Raw genomic sequence first — 14621 nt, 5'->3', positions numbered from 1 at the left:
CTGCCCGTTACCGGATGTTTGCTCTCTGGGTGCCGCGACACGTTTGAGTTTGAGTTCTTGTCTGATCGCTCGGACTGTTATCGGCCCGAAGCCTTCGAACCGCTCAAGCTGGCCAGTGACAGCCCTGGGTTGAGGCCCCCGAGGGCGCCCCACCAAATGGCCCCGAACCCTGATCACCCCGGCGTGTACCAGATGGGCGAGGTGTAGGCGCGCTCCGTGATGGTCATCGGAGTACCGGGCAGAGGCGTGGTTCCGAACCGCTTCGCATCGTAGGCCGTCCAGCGCGGCGTCGGGATCTCGATCACCCGGCCATAGTAGAAGGCAGGCTGGCCCGGGTCGAAGTCCGGGTCCGTCCAGACCGTCGCCAGCTCGGGCGAGCCAATCGTGTCCGCCCAGGTGGCGTTCGCCACGTCGACGGTGTCGCCGACCGGCGGCAGCTTGCCGTCCGGGCCGGGCTTGCGCCGCTCGGCATCGGCCCAGGCAACGTCATAGACCTTCTCTTCGAGCCTGCCGTCCTTGGTCAGCCAGCCCTTGACGATCTGGTAGCGGTCGAGGTTGGCGCCGAGCGGATCCTTCAGGGCGGCCACCAGGAACGAGGGCGACTTGCCCTGTGGTGCTGCCCGCAGTTCGCCGCCCATCGGCACACCCTTGGTGTAGCCGATCTGGGCAGGAAGGCGGTTGTTCGCATCCTGCGGGACGAAGTCCCAGCCGCCGAAGAACCGCACGATCATCCGCGGCCCGGTCGTGCCGTAGGTCTCCCGCCGCTGCATGGCATCCCACAACGACGCTCGGCTGTTCTCCCGAGCCCACACGGCGGCATAGCCGGAGGAGGAAACTTGCCAGTCCATCACCTTGATGCCCGTCCTGGGGTTGTCGACGAAGGTGGCGCGCATGCGCTCCGGGCTCGGCTCCTGCGGCGTGGTCTTGCCGAAGAAGTTGTCCTCCTCCATCGCGGTGAGGCCCGTATGCGCATCACTGCTGCCGACGAGGCCGAACGTGTAGGGATTGACCCCGAGCGTCTGCCCGAGCTTGAGCCCGTTCTTCAGCGCCGAGCGGGCGTATTCGAATTCCAGCATCTCCTTCGTCTTCGGGGCGCTCGCATCGAGATTGCCAAAGTCCCAGCGTTCGAAATTGGCGAACTCGTCGTTCGGCGACAGGAACGGATGCGTCTCGCAGTCGCCCTTGGTCTGCGTGGCCTCGTAGAGCCTCTCCCATCGCGCCCGTGTTTCTGCATAGTCGCGGTCGAGCCTCTTGCCGAAAGCCTCGACGGTGGGAAACATCAGGCCGTTGCTGAGATTGCCGTTATGGGCAATGGCCAGGATGCTGCCCCCGGTCTTCTGTTCGTAGTTCTGCATCCACTTCCAAAGCTCCGCCGGATTGTCGCTGCCGGGAGGATACACGGTGAACGGCTCGACCTGGCTCGCCCGGTCGCCGTTGTCGCGGAAGACGACGTTGCGGTGCAGGTTGTTGCCGCCGGTGTTCGAGGTCCACTCGTAGCCGATGAAGGCCGTGAAGCGATTTGGTTCGTTGTACTGCTCGGCGGCGTCGATGGTCTCCTGCCACGCGCCGCGATAGGCCCGCGTTCCGGGGGTGTACATGAGATCCTTGGGGAACGTCCCCTGCGAGAACGCGCCGATGATGCCAAGGGCGGCCTCGGCGCCCTGGCCGGACTGGATCATGTCGTACCAGCGCCGGCCCGTCGGGTCGGCCAGCACCTCGGGCTTGCCCGCGAACAGGTCGGGGAAGAATCCCATGTTGTCGGAATGGTCGGCGACCACGAGGAAGTCGAGCGGGCGGGAGAGCTTCACCGGCTGGCCGGAGGAGGCCGTCACCTGCTCTCCGCGGGCGAAGCGATAGGCATCCCGCGGCGACAGCCGTGCGCCAAAAGCTCCGGCATCCATCGAGAACGACGTGTGCAGATGCGTGTCGCCGAAGTACGGGCGGGTGGGGAAGTCGCGATTGGCATAGGGGGAATAAGGCGGCTTCGGCAACGCCTTCTCGATCTGCTCCCGGGACGGAGTGCCGACGTCCTGGGCTCCAGCCGACGCGATCAGGCCAAGCGTCATCAGGATCGTCAGAAGCGAATGTTCGAACTTCACCCTCGCCATGTTGTCCTCCCGTCGTTCAACTGATGTGACCCGACCTCTCGCATCAGCGCGCAACCGGTCAGAAGGCAGAGACGCGCTGGATCACCCAGAACGTCGCCACGCTGCCGATGGCGTAGGGCGGCACCAGCTCCGCCCAGCGCGGCCATGCCATGCGGATACGCCGCGCCCCGGCCAGGACGGCCAGCACGCCGGCGATGAACAGCAACTGGCCCACCTCGACCCCGAGGTTGAAGAACAGCAGCGCCACCGGGATCTGCCCCTCGGGCAGGCCGACCTCGCTCAGCGCCCCGGCGAAGCCGAAGCCGTGCAACAGGCCGAAGGTGAAGGCGACGATCCACGGCAGGCGGGCCGCCAACCCTGCCTGTCCCCGGCGCGTGTTCAGGATCTCGGCTGCCACGAACACGATGCTGAGCGCGATCACCGCCTCGACGGGTTTAGGGGGCACGTGGACGATGCCCAGCGTCGCCAGCCCGAGGGTGATGCTGTGGGCGACCGTGAACGCCGTCACGGTCTTTACGAGACGCCAGGTGCCCGTTGTGAGGAGAAGCAGGGCCAGCACGAACAACAGGTGGTCGATGCCCATGAGGATGTGCTCAACCCCGAGGACGGAGTACGTTCCCGCCACGTTCCAGGCACTCGGCCGGGCCGGGATGACAGAGCCGGGATGCTGCGGTGTGAGCCGCTCGACCCAGATGCTGCCGTCCGCAAAGGCAACGCGGACCAGCACGTCCGTGAGGGTGGTCTCCAGGCCCTCCATGCGCAGGGTCTGGCCGCGGAGATCGTCGGCCCGCAGGCGCCACGTCTGCACGGCGGCATCGCCGGTCCGGCGGGCCGCGACCGGCGTCAGGGCCTCGACCGGGCCGGAGAAGGTGGGGTTCAGCGCCAGGCGCATCTCGCCCACCATCGGCGTCTTCCACAGCACACTGAACTCCCCGGGCCGATCCTCGCTCAGATCGAGATAAGCGGGCCGGACCTCGTGGGCACGACAGGGCACTGACAGCAGCAGCGCCAGTACATGGAAGAGGATTAAGGCCCACCTCATGGCCGGACCTCCACCTGGTCGGCGAGGCAGCCGAGATACGGTCTCACGGCGAGGTCAACAGCCACTTGGTGCTTCCGGATCAGGCCCTGGAGGAGCTGGGTCTGGGCCGCCTCCTGCCGCTCGCGGCGCCATTCCTCCGCGAGCCGTTCGCGAATCTCGGCGAAGGGGCGCGCTTCGCGTGGCGACACCGCCGTGACCTTCACCAGGTGCAGTCCGTAACTGGACTCGACCGGCCCCGACCAATGACCGACCGGAAGGTCAAGGATGGTCCGCGCGAACGAAGGGCCGAACAGGTTGGTGAGCGCGTGTTCATCCTGATCCGTGAAGGCGTCGCCGAGCAGGAGGCTGTCTCCCTGCTCCTCCGGAGCCGCGGAACTGTTGGACAGGGCGGCGAGAGTGGCGCGGGCGCGACCGTCGCCCTGTTCGCGGCGGAAGAACACCTGCGTGAAGGACACGCGTGGCGGGGTGAGGACAAGGTCCGGGCGCCTCTCGTAGAGGGCCCGCAACTCAGCCTCGGGCGGCTCGGCAACGCGGATGGTGTCGTCGAGGAGGAAGGCCATCTTCTGCGCCAGCCGGCGGCGGATGACGGTGTCGCCGACATCAAGCCCCAGCGCCTTCGCCTCGCGCGCGAGCACCTCCTCCGTGACAAGGTCCTTGACTAGGCGGGTGAGTTCCTCGTTGGTTGGCGGGCGGCGCCACTGGCGCGCCCACATTTCCCGCAGCCAGTCGGCCTCCGCGACGGTGATCCGGACGGCTGGCGCCGTCGGGGCGGCCTCCCGGCCCGAACCGAAGGTGGCATGCACGGCGAACAGCAGGCCGCCGATGGCCAGAAAATGCAGCAGGGGCTCCTTCAGCAGCCTCATGGCTCCCTCTCCGCTGCGCCTAGTATTGGCTTGGATTGGGACGTTTGCTTGACCGTTGGTGTCTGGGCCTTGGCAATTCGGGACAGCTTCGGGAGCGGGGCCGCTCGCGTGGGGCATCAATCGGCGGTCGATCATCGCGACGGCAAACGTCTCATGTTGGCACGAGGGTGCCCCGCCGTGGAACGTCCGCTTTCAGTTCGCCTTCGGCCATTCAGGTCAACAGCGACGTTGACCGATGCTGTCCAACGCGCCCCGAGCGCTCAGCGGACGACGAGAACCGGGATCTTGGAATGGGAGAGCACCTTCATCGTTTCGCTGCCCAGCAGGAGGGCTGAGACCCCGCCTCGCCCATGGGACGCCATGACGATGAGATCGCACCGCTGGCTTTCCGCCGTGCGGATGATGGCCTGATAAGGCGCATCATCCTCCAGATGAAGCGTGGTGGCGTCGACACCGATCCTTGCGGCGATCTCCGCGGCCTCGGCCAGCGCGCGTTCGGCCTGTTTCTGCATGTGCTCCCTGAACGAGGCCGGCGTTTCCTCCAGTTGGTCGGCGTCGACCGCGAAGAGATGAAAGCGCTCGGTGACGGTCAGGAGCAGGACCGTCACCCCTAGGGACTTTGCGAGGTTGGCTCCGTGTTCGACAGCGCGGGCGGACAGGGACGAGCCGTCTGTGGCAATCAGGATGTTCTTGTACATGCAGGCCTCCCTTCAATGGGGATTGAAGCTCCCAGTCGCCGTGCCTTCTTTATGTTCAATAGGAGAGGAACAGGGGCACCGGGCAGCTCTTGAGCAGCGACTGCGTCGTGCCGCCGAGCACCATCTGGCGCAGGCGCGAGTGCACGAAGGCGCCCATGACGATCATGTCGGCGCGGGTCAGGGTGGCATGGTTGCGCAGCGTCTCGGCCACGTCGCCATCCACGACCGGCAGATCCAGGACGGTCGCATGGACGCCATGGCGCGCCAGGTGAGGGGCGATCTCGGCGCCCGGAACGGTGTTCTCCAGTTCCTTCTCGCCGGTGACGCTGGCCAGTTCGACCTGCTCGGCCTCCCGCAGGAAGGGCAGGGCGTCGTTGAGGGCCCGCGCTGCCTTGGCGCTGCCGTCCCACGCCACCACGATGCGGGTCCCTGCAAACGCCTCCCGGCCGGGCGGAACGACGATCAGGGGACGCCCGCTGTCGGTCAGGACCGCCTCGATGAGACCCCGGTCGACCGCGAGCGCGACGGGCTCCGCGTCCAGCACCGTCAGGTCGTGCCTCCTGGCGAGGGCAGCGAAGTTCCTCACCAGATCCGGATAGGCCAGCTGCGGCGCTTCCGTGGTGCAGGCGAGCCCCGAGGTCGTAGCCTCCTGCCGGGCGGTGTCGGCGACGGCGTGCGCGAGGGCATCGAGCCGGCGGTTCTCAGCGGCCACAAGTCCCGCGGCGATCCTGCTGACGAAGGCATGCGTGAGGACGAGTTTCAACGAGGCGGCCTGAACGGTCACATGGGCCTCAGCCTCCCGGGCCAGCGAAAGGCCGTAGGCCAGCGCGGAGGAGGCTTCCTCGGGGTCGCTCTCCTCGGTCAGGCCGATCAGAATGCTATGGATGTTCTGGAGCATGGGGTCCTCCTCTAAGGACTGAAGCAAGCTTGAGCCTGCGCACGGTTCCGCTCCGGCGCGTCTTTCATCATTGGGCGGTCCGGAACCAGAACCGCCGCGCCCTGGAGCCTTCCGGCCCGCAGGTCCGCCAAGGCCTCATTGGCCGCCTCCAGCGGGTAGGTCACGGTTTCCGTTCGCACCGGGATCTTGGGCGCGATGGACAGGAACTCGCGGGCATCCTGCCGGGTGAGGTTCGCCACCGACAGGATCTGCCGCTCCTCCCACAGAAACCGGTAGGGGAATTGCGGGATGTCGCTCATGTGGATGCCGCCGCAGACAACCCGGCCGCCCTTGTCCACGGCTTGGAGGGCGGTGGGCACGAGTTCCCCGACGGGTGCAAAGATGATCGCCGCATCGAGCCGCTCGGGCGGGCTTTCGTCAGAGCCGCCGGTCCAGGCGGCCCCGAGTGAGCGGGCGAAGTCCTGTGCCGCGTCATCGCCCGGACGCGTGAAGGCGAAGACGCGGCGGCCCTGCCAGGTGCACACCTGGGTGATGATGTGCGCGGCCGCCCCGAAGCCGTAGATGCCGATTGTCCTGGCGGATCCTGCTGCCACGAGAGACCGCCAGCCGATCAGGCCGGCGCAGAGCAGGGGCGCCTGCGCGACCGGATCAGCGCCGTCCGGCAGCGGGAAGGCGTAGGCCACGTCGGCGACCACATGGGACGCGAAGCCGCCGTCCCGGGTGTAGCCGGTGAACAGCGGCTCGTCGCAGAGGTTCTCACGGCCCGAGGCGCAGTAGGGGCAATGGCCGCAGGTGTGGCCGAGCCAGGGCACGCCGACACGCTCGCCGATGTGAACGCCTGTCACGCCATCGCCGAGCGCCTCGATGCGCCCGACGATCTCGTGGCCGGGGATGATGGGCAGCTTGGGGTTGGGAAGATCGCCATCGACCACGTGAAGGTCGGTGCGGCACACGGCGCAGGCCTCCACCGTCAGGCGAACCTCGCCCGGGGCGGGAGAGGGCAGAGGCCGCTCCTCAAGAACCAGGGGCGTGCGCACCTCGTGGAGGACCATCGCCTTCATGGGGCAGACCTCTTGTTGCCGACCGCTGCAGCGGTTGCCGTAAGCATACCAGGAACGGTGCAGAAAGGCTGGGATGCTTTGCCCGCGTCGGCATTGATCGTGATCAAACCAACCGGACGAAACCCTGCTATACTGGGTGCAAGGCCATGGGATGCGCACCCTGCGGGCCAGCGGATGCTGCTCACGCTCACCGTGGCTATGTTGGTGCTGTGGCCCCGCGCCGGACGATCCGGCTCAATTGCCTGCAGAGGTCCCGGTCGCGGACGTCCTTCACGAGCCTGCGCCTGGCATCCGCACGTGGGGCAGCCCTGAAGCCATGTGACCGGAGGTTGTGCCATGAACCCCGCCCTTCGCACCGAAATCCTCGCCATCCTGGATGGCGCGAACGACATGACCCTCGCCACCATCCGCAGCGACGGCTACCCGCAGGCGACAACGGTCAGCTACGCCCATGATGGCCTGACGCTGTACTTCGGGTGCGCGGGCGACTCCCAGAAGGCCCGAAACCTGGCGCGCCACGACAAGGTCTCACTCACGATCAACCTGCCCTATGCGAACTGGGGTGAGATCCGCGGCCTGTCGATGGGCGGCCGGGCGACACTCGTCCGCGATCCGCGCGAGGCTGAACAGGCCGGACGGCGCCTGCTGCGGAAGTTCCCGGAGGGCATCGCCGAGTATGCGCCTGACGGCATGGAGGGCGTGGCGCTGTTCCGGATCACGCCGGAGGTGATTTCCGTCCTCGATTACCGCAAGGGCTTCGGCCATATCGATCTCGTCGGTGATCCCGGTGCCCTGGAGGAGGCTCCCGATATTGTGGAGGAGGCGGATGAGGAGTCCTTCCCGGCCAGCGATCCGCCAGCATGGACGCGGACCATCACCCGGTAAGGTCATCGGCCCGCGTCCAAGGTGGCGCGGTGCCGGATTGACAGCCATCAGGCCCGGGGATCACCATCCGAGGGTGGGGGCACGCCACGAGGATGGCCACCATGGACACCTTCGACCACATCTTGAACTGGAAGCTGAAACAGGGCTCGCACACGTTCCCGGGCAAGGACGGCGGCACCTGCATCAACGAGGCCGCCATTGTCGCGGCCGGCTTTGCGTACCGGCCCGTCCGCTCCGTGCAGGACATGCCCGGCTGCTTCTCGCGCCCGATCTGCGCGCTGGCGATGCAGCTGAACGACGAGGCCACCGACGAGGAGCGTCAGCTTCTGCTGCCCTTCGTGGCCCGCCTGGCTTGCGCCGACACGCCGGAGGTGGAGAGCGCGCGGGAAATCTACATCACCACACGCCTGAGGTGGCGCCAGTCGTTCCGGGAGCGTCTTGCGACGCTTGAGGGCGCGTTGGCTATCGGGCGCCAGGCCGACGTGCCGGCGCCGGAGGAGGTGAGGACACGCCTGGAGGACGTGCAGCAGCGGGCGGCATCGCCGACGTCGAGGGGCGAGCATCCGCTGTTCACCACGCTTCAGGGCTGGCTTGCCGGAGTTTTCTAGCACTTCCACGGGATGGCGGCCCGCAAAAAACTCGGGATGCGGCGCTTGTCTCGTCCGAAGACGGGCAACGAGCCGGCGCAGTGCGGCCACGGCTTCGAGCCCCGTCGCCGAGTTCGCGCAGCGCCCCGCTGGCGAACTGCCGCACACGCTCGTCGTCCTCGACGAGCAGGACGAGGTCGCGCCCCTCCGCCGCCGGCACGGTGGCCGTCTCCCCGACCCCGGCTGCCTCGTCCGTTCCCTGGTAACGAGGCAGGTAGAGCTTGACCATCGTACCCAGGCCCACCTCGGAGGCGATCTTCACGTGTCCGCCCGACTGCCTGACGAAGCCGTACACCTGCGACAGGCCGAGGCCCGTGGTATGCTCGACAAAGACGAACCTTTGGAGGAATGATCGTGCCCAAGACCGAAGTCGCCGTCGTCGTTGAGCCCGGACGTCGGGCCGCTGGGTGCGCTCGTGCGCAGCACCACCACCGCGATCTGCGGCACCGACGTGCCCATCCTCAAGGGCGAGGATCCCGTCGCCCGTGGCTTGACCATCGCACATGAGCGCCTTCCCGCCGAACAATCCGGCTCGACCGCCTGCCGAGGTCCCGACAGCCGACATCATGCACGTGTTCGCCGACGGAACCGAGCGTGGGGCCGCCCTGAAACCACATCTTTGGAGGCTTGCCATGAACACGCTGGTGTGGAGCGCCGGACCTCATCGCTACGACGTGACGGCGGGCGCAAAGACTATCGTCGGCCATATCTGGATCCGCATGGATGAGGTGACCATCGAGCCCATTCCCCACATGGTTCTGGAAGGCCTTTCCGCCGGACCCTATGCCTCACTCGATGACGCCATGGCTGCCATCGCGGAGCATACCACGGGCACCTGCGCGCCGGGACGGGCCAACGACCAATGAACAAAACGATCTCATCGGAGATCCCAATCGCCCCTCTCGCTCCAGGGACGTGGTAGAATGAGCGCGTTTGGCAGGGGGCTCGCAACGGAGCTGAGCATGCTGGACCTGAAAGTGCCCGACAACCTTTGGGCCTCGACCATTCTGCCGGAGGGCGTGCTGGAACGGTGGCTGGTGTCCGATGGCGCGGCCGTCCGCAAAGGCGACCCCATCGCGACCATCAGGATCGAAGAGGCGCTCCATGAGGTCACGGCCCCGGCGCAGGGACGTCTCTCGATCACCATTGGTGAAAACGATGTCATCGAACCGGGGACGTTGCTCGCGCGCCTGGAACCGGAAACAAAGTAGCCCTTCCCAGCGCCCGGCTGGCCGATGTGGCGCAGGGTCAGGTTCTCTTCATCGACCCATTGATCCACCTCAATGAGATCGGCTGATGGCGGGAGTATATAGGCCTGCAACATGACGCCCTCCAAACCGGAGAGGATCCGATCAGGGGAGGTGGTTGGCCGCCATGATTGCAGCGATGGCAACGAGCGTGGTGCTCGTGGTGACCACGATCCTGATCGTTTACGAGACGCTACGGCTGACCTCGAACCACCTGGCCGATCTGCCGGTGCCGCCGCGGATGCGGATCATCGCGGTCGTGCTCGCCGCCTTTGTCGGCCACACGGCAGCAGTATGGGCATACGCGCTTGGATACTGGGTTCTCAGCTTAAAGCTTCAGGTTGGCAGTTTTGCCGGCTTGCCGGTCGAGAGCTTCCAGGACTGCCTGTATTTCTCGGTCGTGACGTACACCTCGCTCGGATTCGGGGACCAGATTCCGGTTGCGCACGCCCGGCTCATCGCCGGGGTGGAGGCGTTGAACGGCCTGCTGCTGATCGGCTGGACCGCCTCGTTCACCTATCTCGCCATGGAGCGGTACTGGCCCCTTCATGCCCGGACAGCACCCCGGAAAAAGGTGGAGACACGCAGGCCCATCCCGCGCAGCGCCGCCACGGGAATACGCCGCACGTTGCCCTGAACCCAACCAGGCGCATGGGTGGCTCGCCAAGGGTTCCAGTGGTGTCACGTCTCCGGGCGCGCAATGGCGACATCGATCCTGCTGCGGATTGCGTGGAGGACCCTGCACAGGGCCTTGAACGTCTGCGCAGACATCTCGACACCTTCGGCATGGGCATCTGTCGCCGTGGCGCAATCAGACAGTGTGTTGGACATGAAGACCAAGGTGTCCTCGTTATCGGGACCCTTCTCGATCTGGTCCGCGGCGTCATCCAGCATCCTCCGGGTGAGCTCGTCATATTGCTGATCGATCATCTCTAGCCCCTCTCATGTTAGGACCGACTATGCAGGCACTCCGCCTCTGAGACGGACGACGCTGCGAGATCACGCTCACGGTGTCGATTGTAGGTCAGGGGAGGCTCCTGTCGATCCGGCCGCTCCGGGCGCGGACCTTTGCCGCGGAATGCCGAGTGCGCATGGAAGGGTCCAAGCGCGGGGGCGTGTTCCGGATCAACCGGGGAGATGATCGTGGGACTCGGCCGTCGGGGCTCCGGCCACAGCGGACCAGTGCGTGATCCCGGCAGTCCCGAGGATGGGTTCGGGGTCGTCAAGAATGCCAATGAGGCATCCTTCCCGGTTGTTGATCCGCCCTCGTCGATCCGGACCACCGGATGAGCCAACTCGCTTGGACGATGGCGCTCCATCGGCCACGCCTCCGTAGAAATGCGGGCTTTCGCTTGGCTCCAAATCCAGGATGCTACCCGACGAGGCATTCCCATCAGCAGGTCTCCAAGCCATGGAGGAAGCCGTGTCCGCCAATGCCAGCCGTCAAGCTCGGATGTGCTCCCCGAGCCTCGATGTGACGATGCAGGAAGTCATGCACACGCTCCGCATCATCGACCGCGAGCACGAGATCGAACTGGACAGGGTCGAGAAGAGCGCGATTGCCGAAGAGCTCAAGCAGGACATCGTGGAAAAGCTCAGATCCGCACATCGCGAGCGACGCCAGCCCTATGTCGACCTTTTGAAGAGGCTTTGGATGCAGCAGCGCGGCCAGTCCTTCGTGGCCTGATTCCGAGCGGGCTGCAGGCTTGGCCTGTGCGGGTGCAGAAGGTCCCTATCCGATGCTGCGGCGGCATCGCACCGGTGCAGCCGCCTTCACGGAGCAGGTGATTGACCAGGCGCATCGTGATCATCCAGGGGCATCCCGATCCAGCGGGTCATCATCTGCTCCACGCGTTCGCCGACGCCTACGCCGAAGGCGCCGCCGCGGCAGGGCACGAGGTGCGCCGCATCGAGGTGGCGAAGCTGGACTTTCCCTTGTTGCGCACGCAGGCGGAATTTGAGACCGGCGCCGTGCCGCCGGCCCTCGCGCAAGCGCGTGAGGACATGCGCTGGGCCGAACACTGGGTGTTCCTGTTCCCACTCTGGCACGGAACCATGCCGGCCCTGTTCAAGGGGTTTCTCGAACACATCTTCCGGCCCGGCTTTGCCATGGAATACCGGAAGGACAGTTTCCCGAAACGGCTGCTTGCCGGCCGCTCGGCTCGCATCGTCGTCACCATGGGGATGCCGGTGCTGCTCTACCGCTGGTATTTCGGTGCCTTCGGGTTGCGCGGTTTCGAGCGCAGCATGTTGCGCTTCGCGGGCATCAAACCGATCCGCGAAAGCCTTTACGGGCTGACCTTCACCGACGACCGGAAACGCGCGCGTTGGATCGAGGGCATGCGCAGGCATGGAGGGCAGGGCAACTGAACACTCCGACTCCGTCCGCATCATCCTAGCCTTGCTTATGGGGCGACGAGGGGACAGGCAGAGGAATGTCGCAAATCGAACCAACGGATTCCTTCTCGGACAGCATTGGACGAACCCGTCACCATGCCCTGTAGCTGGAGTTTCACGTCCCGCCCAGAGCGGACAAGCCGATCCGGCGGGCGTATAATTGCCGATGCCGCAGCGGATTGCGCATCCTCATGGAGGCGGCAGATGGACGAGGAAATCAGACGGAAGATCCTGACGCTGCTGGATCAGCACCGGATCATGACGGTAGCCACCCTCAGGCCGGACGGCTGGCCGCAGGCGACCACCGTCGGCTACGCCAACGAGGGCCTGACCCTCTACTTCCTGTGCGGCCTGGACAGCCAGAAGGCGGTGAACCTGGCGCAGGATGATCGGGTGTCGCTGGCGATTGACCACGACACGTCGGACATCATGGCGATCTCCGGCCTGTCCATGGCGGGGTACGCGCAGGCGGTGACCGACCTGGCTGAGGCGGGTAGAGTGATGCAGATGTTGGTGCGGAAATATCGAGCAGACCTCCCTGCCGGGGCCGATGCCGAGCCCGGAAGAGGTCCGCATCTTCCGCGTGACGCCGACCGTGATCTCCGTGCTCGACTACTCCAAGGGATTCGGGCACACCGATCTGGTCCGCATTCCTGACAGTCTGGAAGACGCTCCCGATACCGTCGAGGAAGCCGATCTGGAGTCGTTCCCAGCCAGCGATCCGCCCGCGTGGACACGAACCACGTCGCGATAGATCGAGGCCCGTCAGGGAATCCCTTCGGATCATCGCTGGCCGTCACGGCGGGTCAGAACTCTTGGAAACCGTAGAGGAAGGTCCATGCATCCCGAGGATCTGAGCTTTCGCAACCGGGCCGACGGCGGGCGTCAGCTTGTCCCTCGTTTGATGCCCTATGCTGCGCAGCACCCGGTCGTGCTGGCGCTTCCCCGCGGTGGTGTGCCGGTGGCGTTTGAGGTCGCCAAAGCCTTGCGGGCGCCGCTCGACCTCATCTTCGTGCGCAAGATCGGGGCCCCCGGACATGCCGAGTTCGGTTTAGGAGCGGTCGTGGATGGCGCCCATCCGCAGGTCGTCCTCAACGAGGACGCTCTGGGCCGCGTTGTCGTGCCGCCCGGCTACATCGAGGAGGAAACCCAGCAGCAGCTGCAGGAGATCGAGCGTCGGCGCCGGCATTATCTTGCGGGCCGGCGGCCGGTCGATGTGGAGGGCCGCGTCGCCATCGTGGTCGATGATGGCATCGCTACGGGCGGAACGGTGCGGGCGGCGTTGAAGGGGCTGTCGCACGCCCGACCCAGCCGGCTCGTCCTGGCGGTTCCAGTTGCGCCCGCAGATACCATCGCGCAGCTGAGGGCAGAGGCGGACGAGGTGATCTGCCTGATGACCCCTGAGCCGTTCTACGCTGTTGGCGAGCACTATGACGATTTCCGCCAAACCTCGGACCGGGAGGTGACCACGCTTCTGGACAAGGCCCAACGTTGGGCAGAGAGGTTACCCGATGAACGGCAACGGCTTTCGTGACCTGTGCCTCGCAGAGCTGCAGGACATCCGCAGCGTCGAGCGCCGGCTGATCGAAACCCTGCCGAGCGCATGATCAGTTCGGATACTGCAACCTGACGCTGAAGGAGAGGAGCCATGCCACTCACCATCACCAGTCCGGCCTTTCGGAACGGCGAGGTCATCCCGGTCCGCCACACCCGGGACGGCGAAAACCTCTCGCCGCCGCTGGAGTGGCGGGATGCGCCTCCCGAAACCAAGAGCTACGTGCTGATCGTCGAGGATCCTGACTCGCCATCCGGCACGTTCCGGCATTGGGCGATGTACAATGTCCCCGCCAGCGAGGCCGGCCTGCCCGAGGGAGCGTCCGCCCAGGGGCTGCGTGGGGCAGGGGAGGGTGTGAACGGATTCCGGAATCCCCGCTATGATGGTCCCCAGCCACCGAAGGGGCATGGCCCGCATCACTACCATTTCCGGCTGGCCGCCCTCGATGTGCCGCAGCTCGAAATCCACGCTTCGGCGAAGGTGGAGGAGATCTGGACGAGGGCGCAGCCCCACATCATTGCCGAGGCGGAGGTTGTCGGCGTCTACGAGCGGTGAGGTCGATCCGGCAGGTGTGGATCACGGGGAATGAGCGCCGCATGCCTCAATCCTGCCGGACTTGGCCGCAAGCTTTGGTTTGACTTGGCCGGGGCTGCAGCTAGCAGGCTCGAAGCCGAACAATTAACAGAAATCGGGGACTGTCCGGTCTCACCATCCGGACAGATCAAAAACGCGGTGTCCCCTTCATGAAGCGTATCGCATTGGCTGCGAGCCTTGTGCTCGCGCTCGCCGCCTGCCAGGGCGACCCCCGATCCACGCGCCATCTTGCGCCCATCCCCCAGGCCACCCTGTCGCTGATGGACAGCAAGGGCATGTCCAAAAGCGATCCCATCCTGATCCGGGCCTTCAAAAAGGAGTCGGAGATGGAGGTCTGGAAGCGGGGCTCCAACGGCAAGTACGCCCTGCTCAAGACCTATCCCATCTGCCGCTGGTCAGGCCAGCTCGGCCCCAAGGTCCAGACGGGCGACCGTCAGGCCCCGGAAGGCTTCTATACGATCACGCCCGGGCAGATGAACCCGAACTCGAACTACTATTTGTCCTTCGATACGGGCTTCCCGAATGCCTATGACCAGCAGATGGGCCGCACGGGCAGCCTGCTCATGGTGCATGGCGCTTGCTCGTCGCGCGGCTGCTTCGCCATGACGGACCAGAACATCGCCGAG

The 14621-nt window shown here is 65.8% G+C and carries 17 protein-coding genes and 2 pseudogenes; 12 read left to right on the top strand and 7 right to left on the bottom strand.

All coding sequences use genetic code 11. The annotated features are described in order from the left end of the window. Positions 1–173: 173 nt before the first annotated feature. The 6 genes and pseudogenes from KBI52_RS21900 to KBI52_RS21875 form a co-directional block, all read right to left on the bottom strand. Entirely contained in the window at positions 174–2108 is a 1935-nt protein-coding gene (locus KBI52_RS21900) for a DUF3604 domain-containing protein (RefSeq protein WP_210811714.1), read from the bottom strand. Between the two features lie 58 nt (positions 2109–2166). Next, the gene (locus tag KBI52_RS21895) at positions 2167–3150 is read right to left on the bottom strand and encodes a HupE/UreJ family protein (RefSeq protein WP_210811713.1); all 984 of its coding nucleotides are present in this window, start codon (positions 3148–3150) and stop codon (positions 2167–2169) included. Next, the gene (locus KBI52_RS21890; protein WP_210811712.1) at positions 3147–4013 is read right to left on the bottom strand and encodes a peptidyl-prolyl cis-trans isomerase; all 867 of its coding nucleotides are present in this window, start codon (positions 4011–4013) and stop codon (positions 3147–3149) included. Before KBI52_RS21890 ends, KBI52_RS21895 begins: the two co-directional genes overlap by 4 nt. Positions 4014–4273: 260 nt before the next feature. Next, positions 4274–4711, bottom strand: coding sequence for a universal stress protein (locus KBI52_RS21885; RefSeq protein WP_210811711.1), 438 nt, complete (start codon positions 4709–4711; stop codon positions 4274–4276). Between the two features lie 55 nt (positions 4712–4766). After that, on the bottom strand, positions 4767–5609 hold the full coding sequence (locus tag KBI52_RS21880) for a universal stress protein (protein ID WP_210811710.1): 843 nt from the start codon (positions 5607–5609) through the stop codon (positions 4767–4769). Positions 5610–5689: 80 nt separating this feature from the next. Next, positions 5690–6670, bottom strand: a pseudogene (locus KBI52_RS21875) (zinc-dependent alcohol dehydrogenase family protein); the annotation flags it as partial. A 336-nt stretch (positions 6671–7006) separates the two neighbouring features. Here KBI52_RS21875 and KBI52_RS21870 point away from each other — a divergent pair. The 6 genes and pseudogenes from KBI52_RS21870 (at position 7007) to KBI52_RS21845 (ending at position 10086) form a co-directional block, all read left to right on the top strand. Continuing rightward, positions 7007–7555, top strand: coding sequence for a pyridoxamine 5'-phosphate oxidase family protein (locus KBI52_RS21870; RefSeq protein WP_210811708.1), 549 nt, complete (start codon positions 7007–7009; stop codon positions 7553–7555). Positions 7556–7656: 101 nt separating this feature from the next. Then, positions 7657–8163 (top strand): hypothetical protein, encoded by a 507-nt coding sequence (locus KBI52_RS21865; protein WP_210811707.1) that lies wholly within the window; start codon positions 7657–7659, stop codon positions 8161–8163. A 427-nt stretch (positions 8164–8590) separates the two neighbouring features. Then, positions 8591–8710, top strand: a pseudogene (locus KBI52_RS33130) (NAD(P)-dependent alcohol dehydrogenase); the annotation flags it as partial. Positions 8711–8834: 124 nt separating this feature from the next. Then, entirely contained in the window at positions 8835–9068 is a 234-nt protein-coding gene (locus KBI52_RS21855; protein WP_210811701.1) for a hypothetical protein, read from the top strand. 96 nt (positions 9069–9164) lie between these two features. Next, positions 9165–9413 carry a lipoyl domain-containing protein gene (locus KBI52_RS21850; RefSeq protein ID WP_210811699.1) on the top strand — a complete coding sequence of 83 codons (249 nt, stop codon included), beginning with the start codon at positions 9165–9167 and terminating at the stop codon, positions 9411–9413. A 163-nt stretch (positions 9414–9576) separates the two neighbouring features. Continuing rightward, positions 9577–10086: a potassium channel family protein gene (locus KBI52_RS21845; protein ID WP_210811781.1), complete on the top strand. Its 510-nt coding sequence runs from the start codon at positions 9577–9579 to the stop codon at positions 10084–10086. Positions 10087–10130: 44 nt separating this feature from the next. Here KBI52_RS21845 and KBI52_RS21840 read toward each other — a convergent pair whose 3' ends face one another. Further along, positions 10131–10379: a hypothetical protein gene (locus KBI52_RS21840; protein WP_210811697.1), complete on the bottom strand. Its 249-nt coding sequence runs from the start codon at positions 10377–10379 to the stop codon at positions 10131–10133. A 493-nt stretch (positions 10380–10872) separates the two neighbouring features. Between KBI52_RS21840 and KBI52_RS21835 the strand changes: the two genes are divergently transcribed. From KBI52_RS21835 to KBI52_RS21810, 6 genes are all read left to right on the top strand, one after another. Further along, positions 10873–11136 (top strand): hypothetical protein, encoded by a 264-nt coding sequence (locus KBI52_RS21835; protein ID WP_210811694.1) that lies wholly within the window; start codon positions 10873–10875, stop codon positions 11134–11136. A 101-nt stretch (positions 11137–11237) separates the two neighbouring features. Continuing rightward, a complete protein-coding gene (locus KBI52_RS21830; protein ID WP_210811690.1) occupies positions 11238–11819 on the top strand; it encodes an NAD(P)H-dependent oxidoreductase in 582 nt (193 codons plus the stop codon). Between the two features lie 231 nt (positions 11820–12050). Further along, positions 12051–12503, top strand: coding sequence for a pyridoxamine 5'-phosphate oxidase family protein (locus KBI52_RS21825; protein WP_247654561.1), 453 nt, complete (start codon positions 12051–12053; stop codon positions 12501–12503). A 181-nt stretch (positions 12504–12684) separates the two neighbouring features. Continuing rightward, entirely contained in the window at positions 12685–13380 is a 696-nt protein-coding gene (locus KBI52_RS21820) for a phosphoribosyltransferase (protein WP_210811687.1), read from the top strand. Positions 13381–13494: 114 nt separating this feature from the next. After that, entirely contained in the window at positions 13495–13956 is a 462-nt protein-coding gene (locus KBI52_RS21815; RefSeq protein WP_210811683.1) for a YbhB/YbcL family Raf kinase inhibitor-like protein, read from the top strand. A 188-nt stretch (positions 13957–14144) separates the two neighbouring features. After that, positions 14145–14621: L,D-transpeptidase family protein (locus KBI52_RS21810; protein ID WP_210811680.1), on the top strand; the 477-nt coding region annotated here is incomplete at its 3' end.

It is taken from the genome of Microvirga sp. HBU67558 (assembly GCF_018069605.1).
Taxonomy (GTDB): Bacteria; Pseudomonadota; Alphaproteobacteria; order Rhizobiales; family Beijerinckiaceae; genus Microvirga; species Microvirga terrae.
This window is presented reverse-complemented; position numbering and strand designations above follow the sequence as displayed.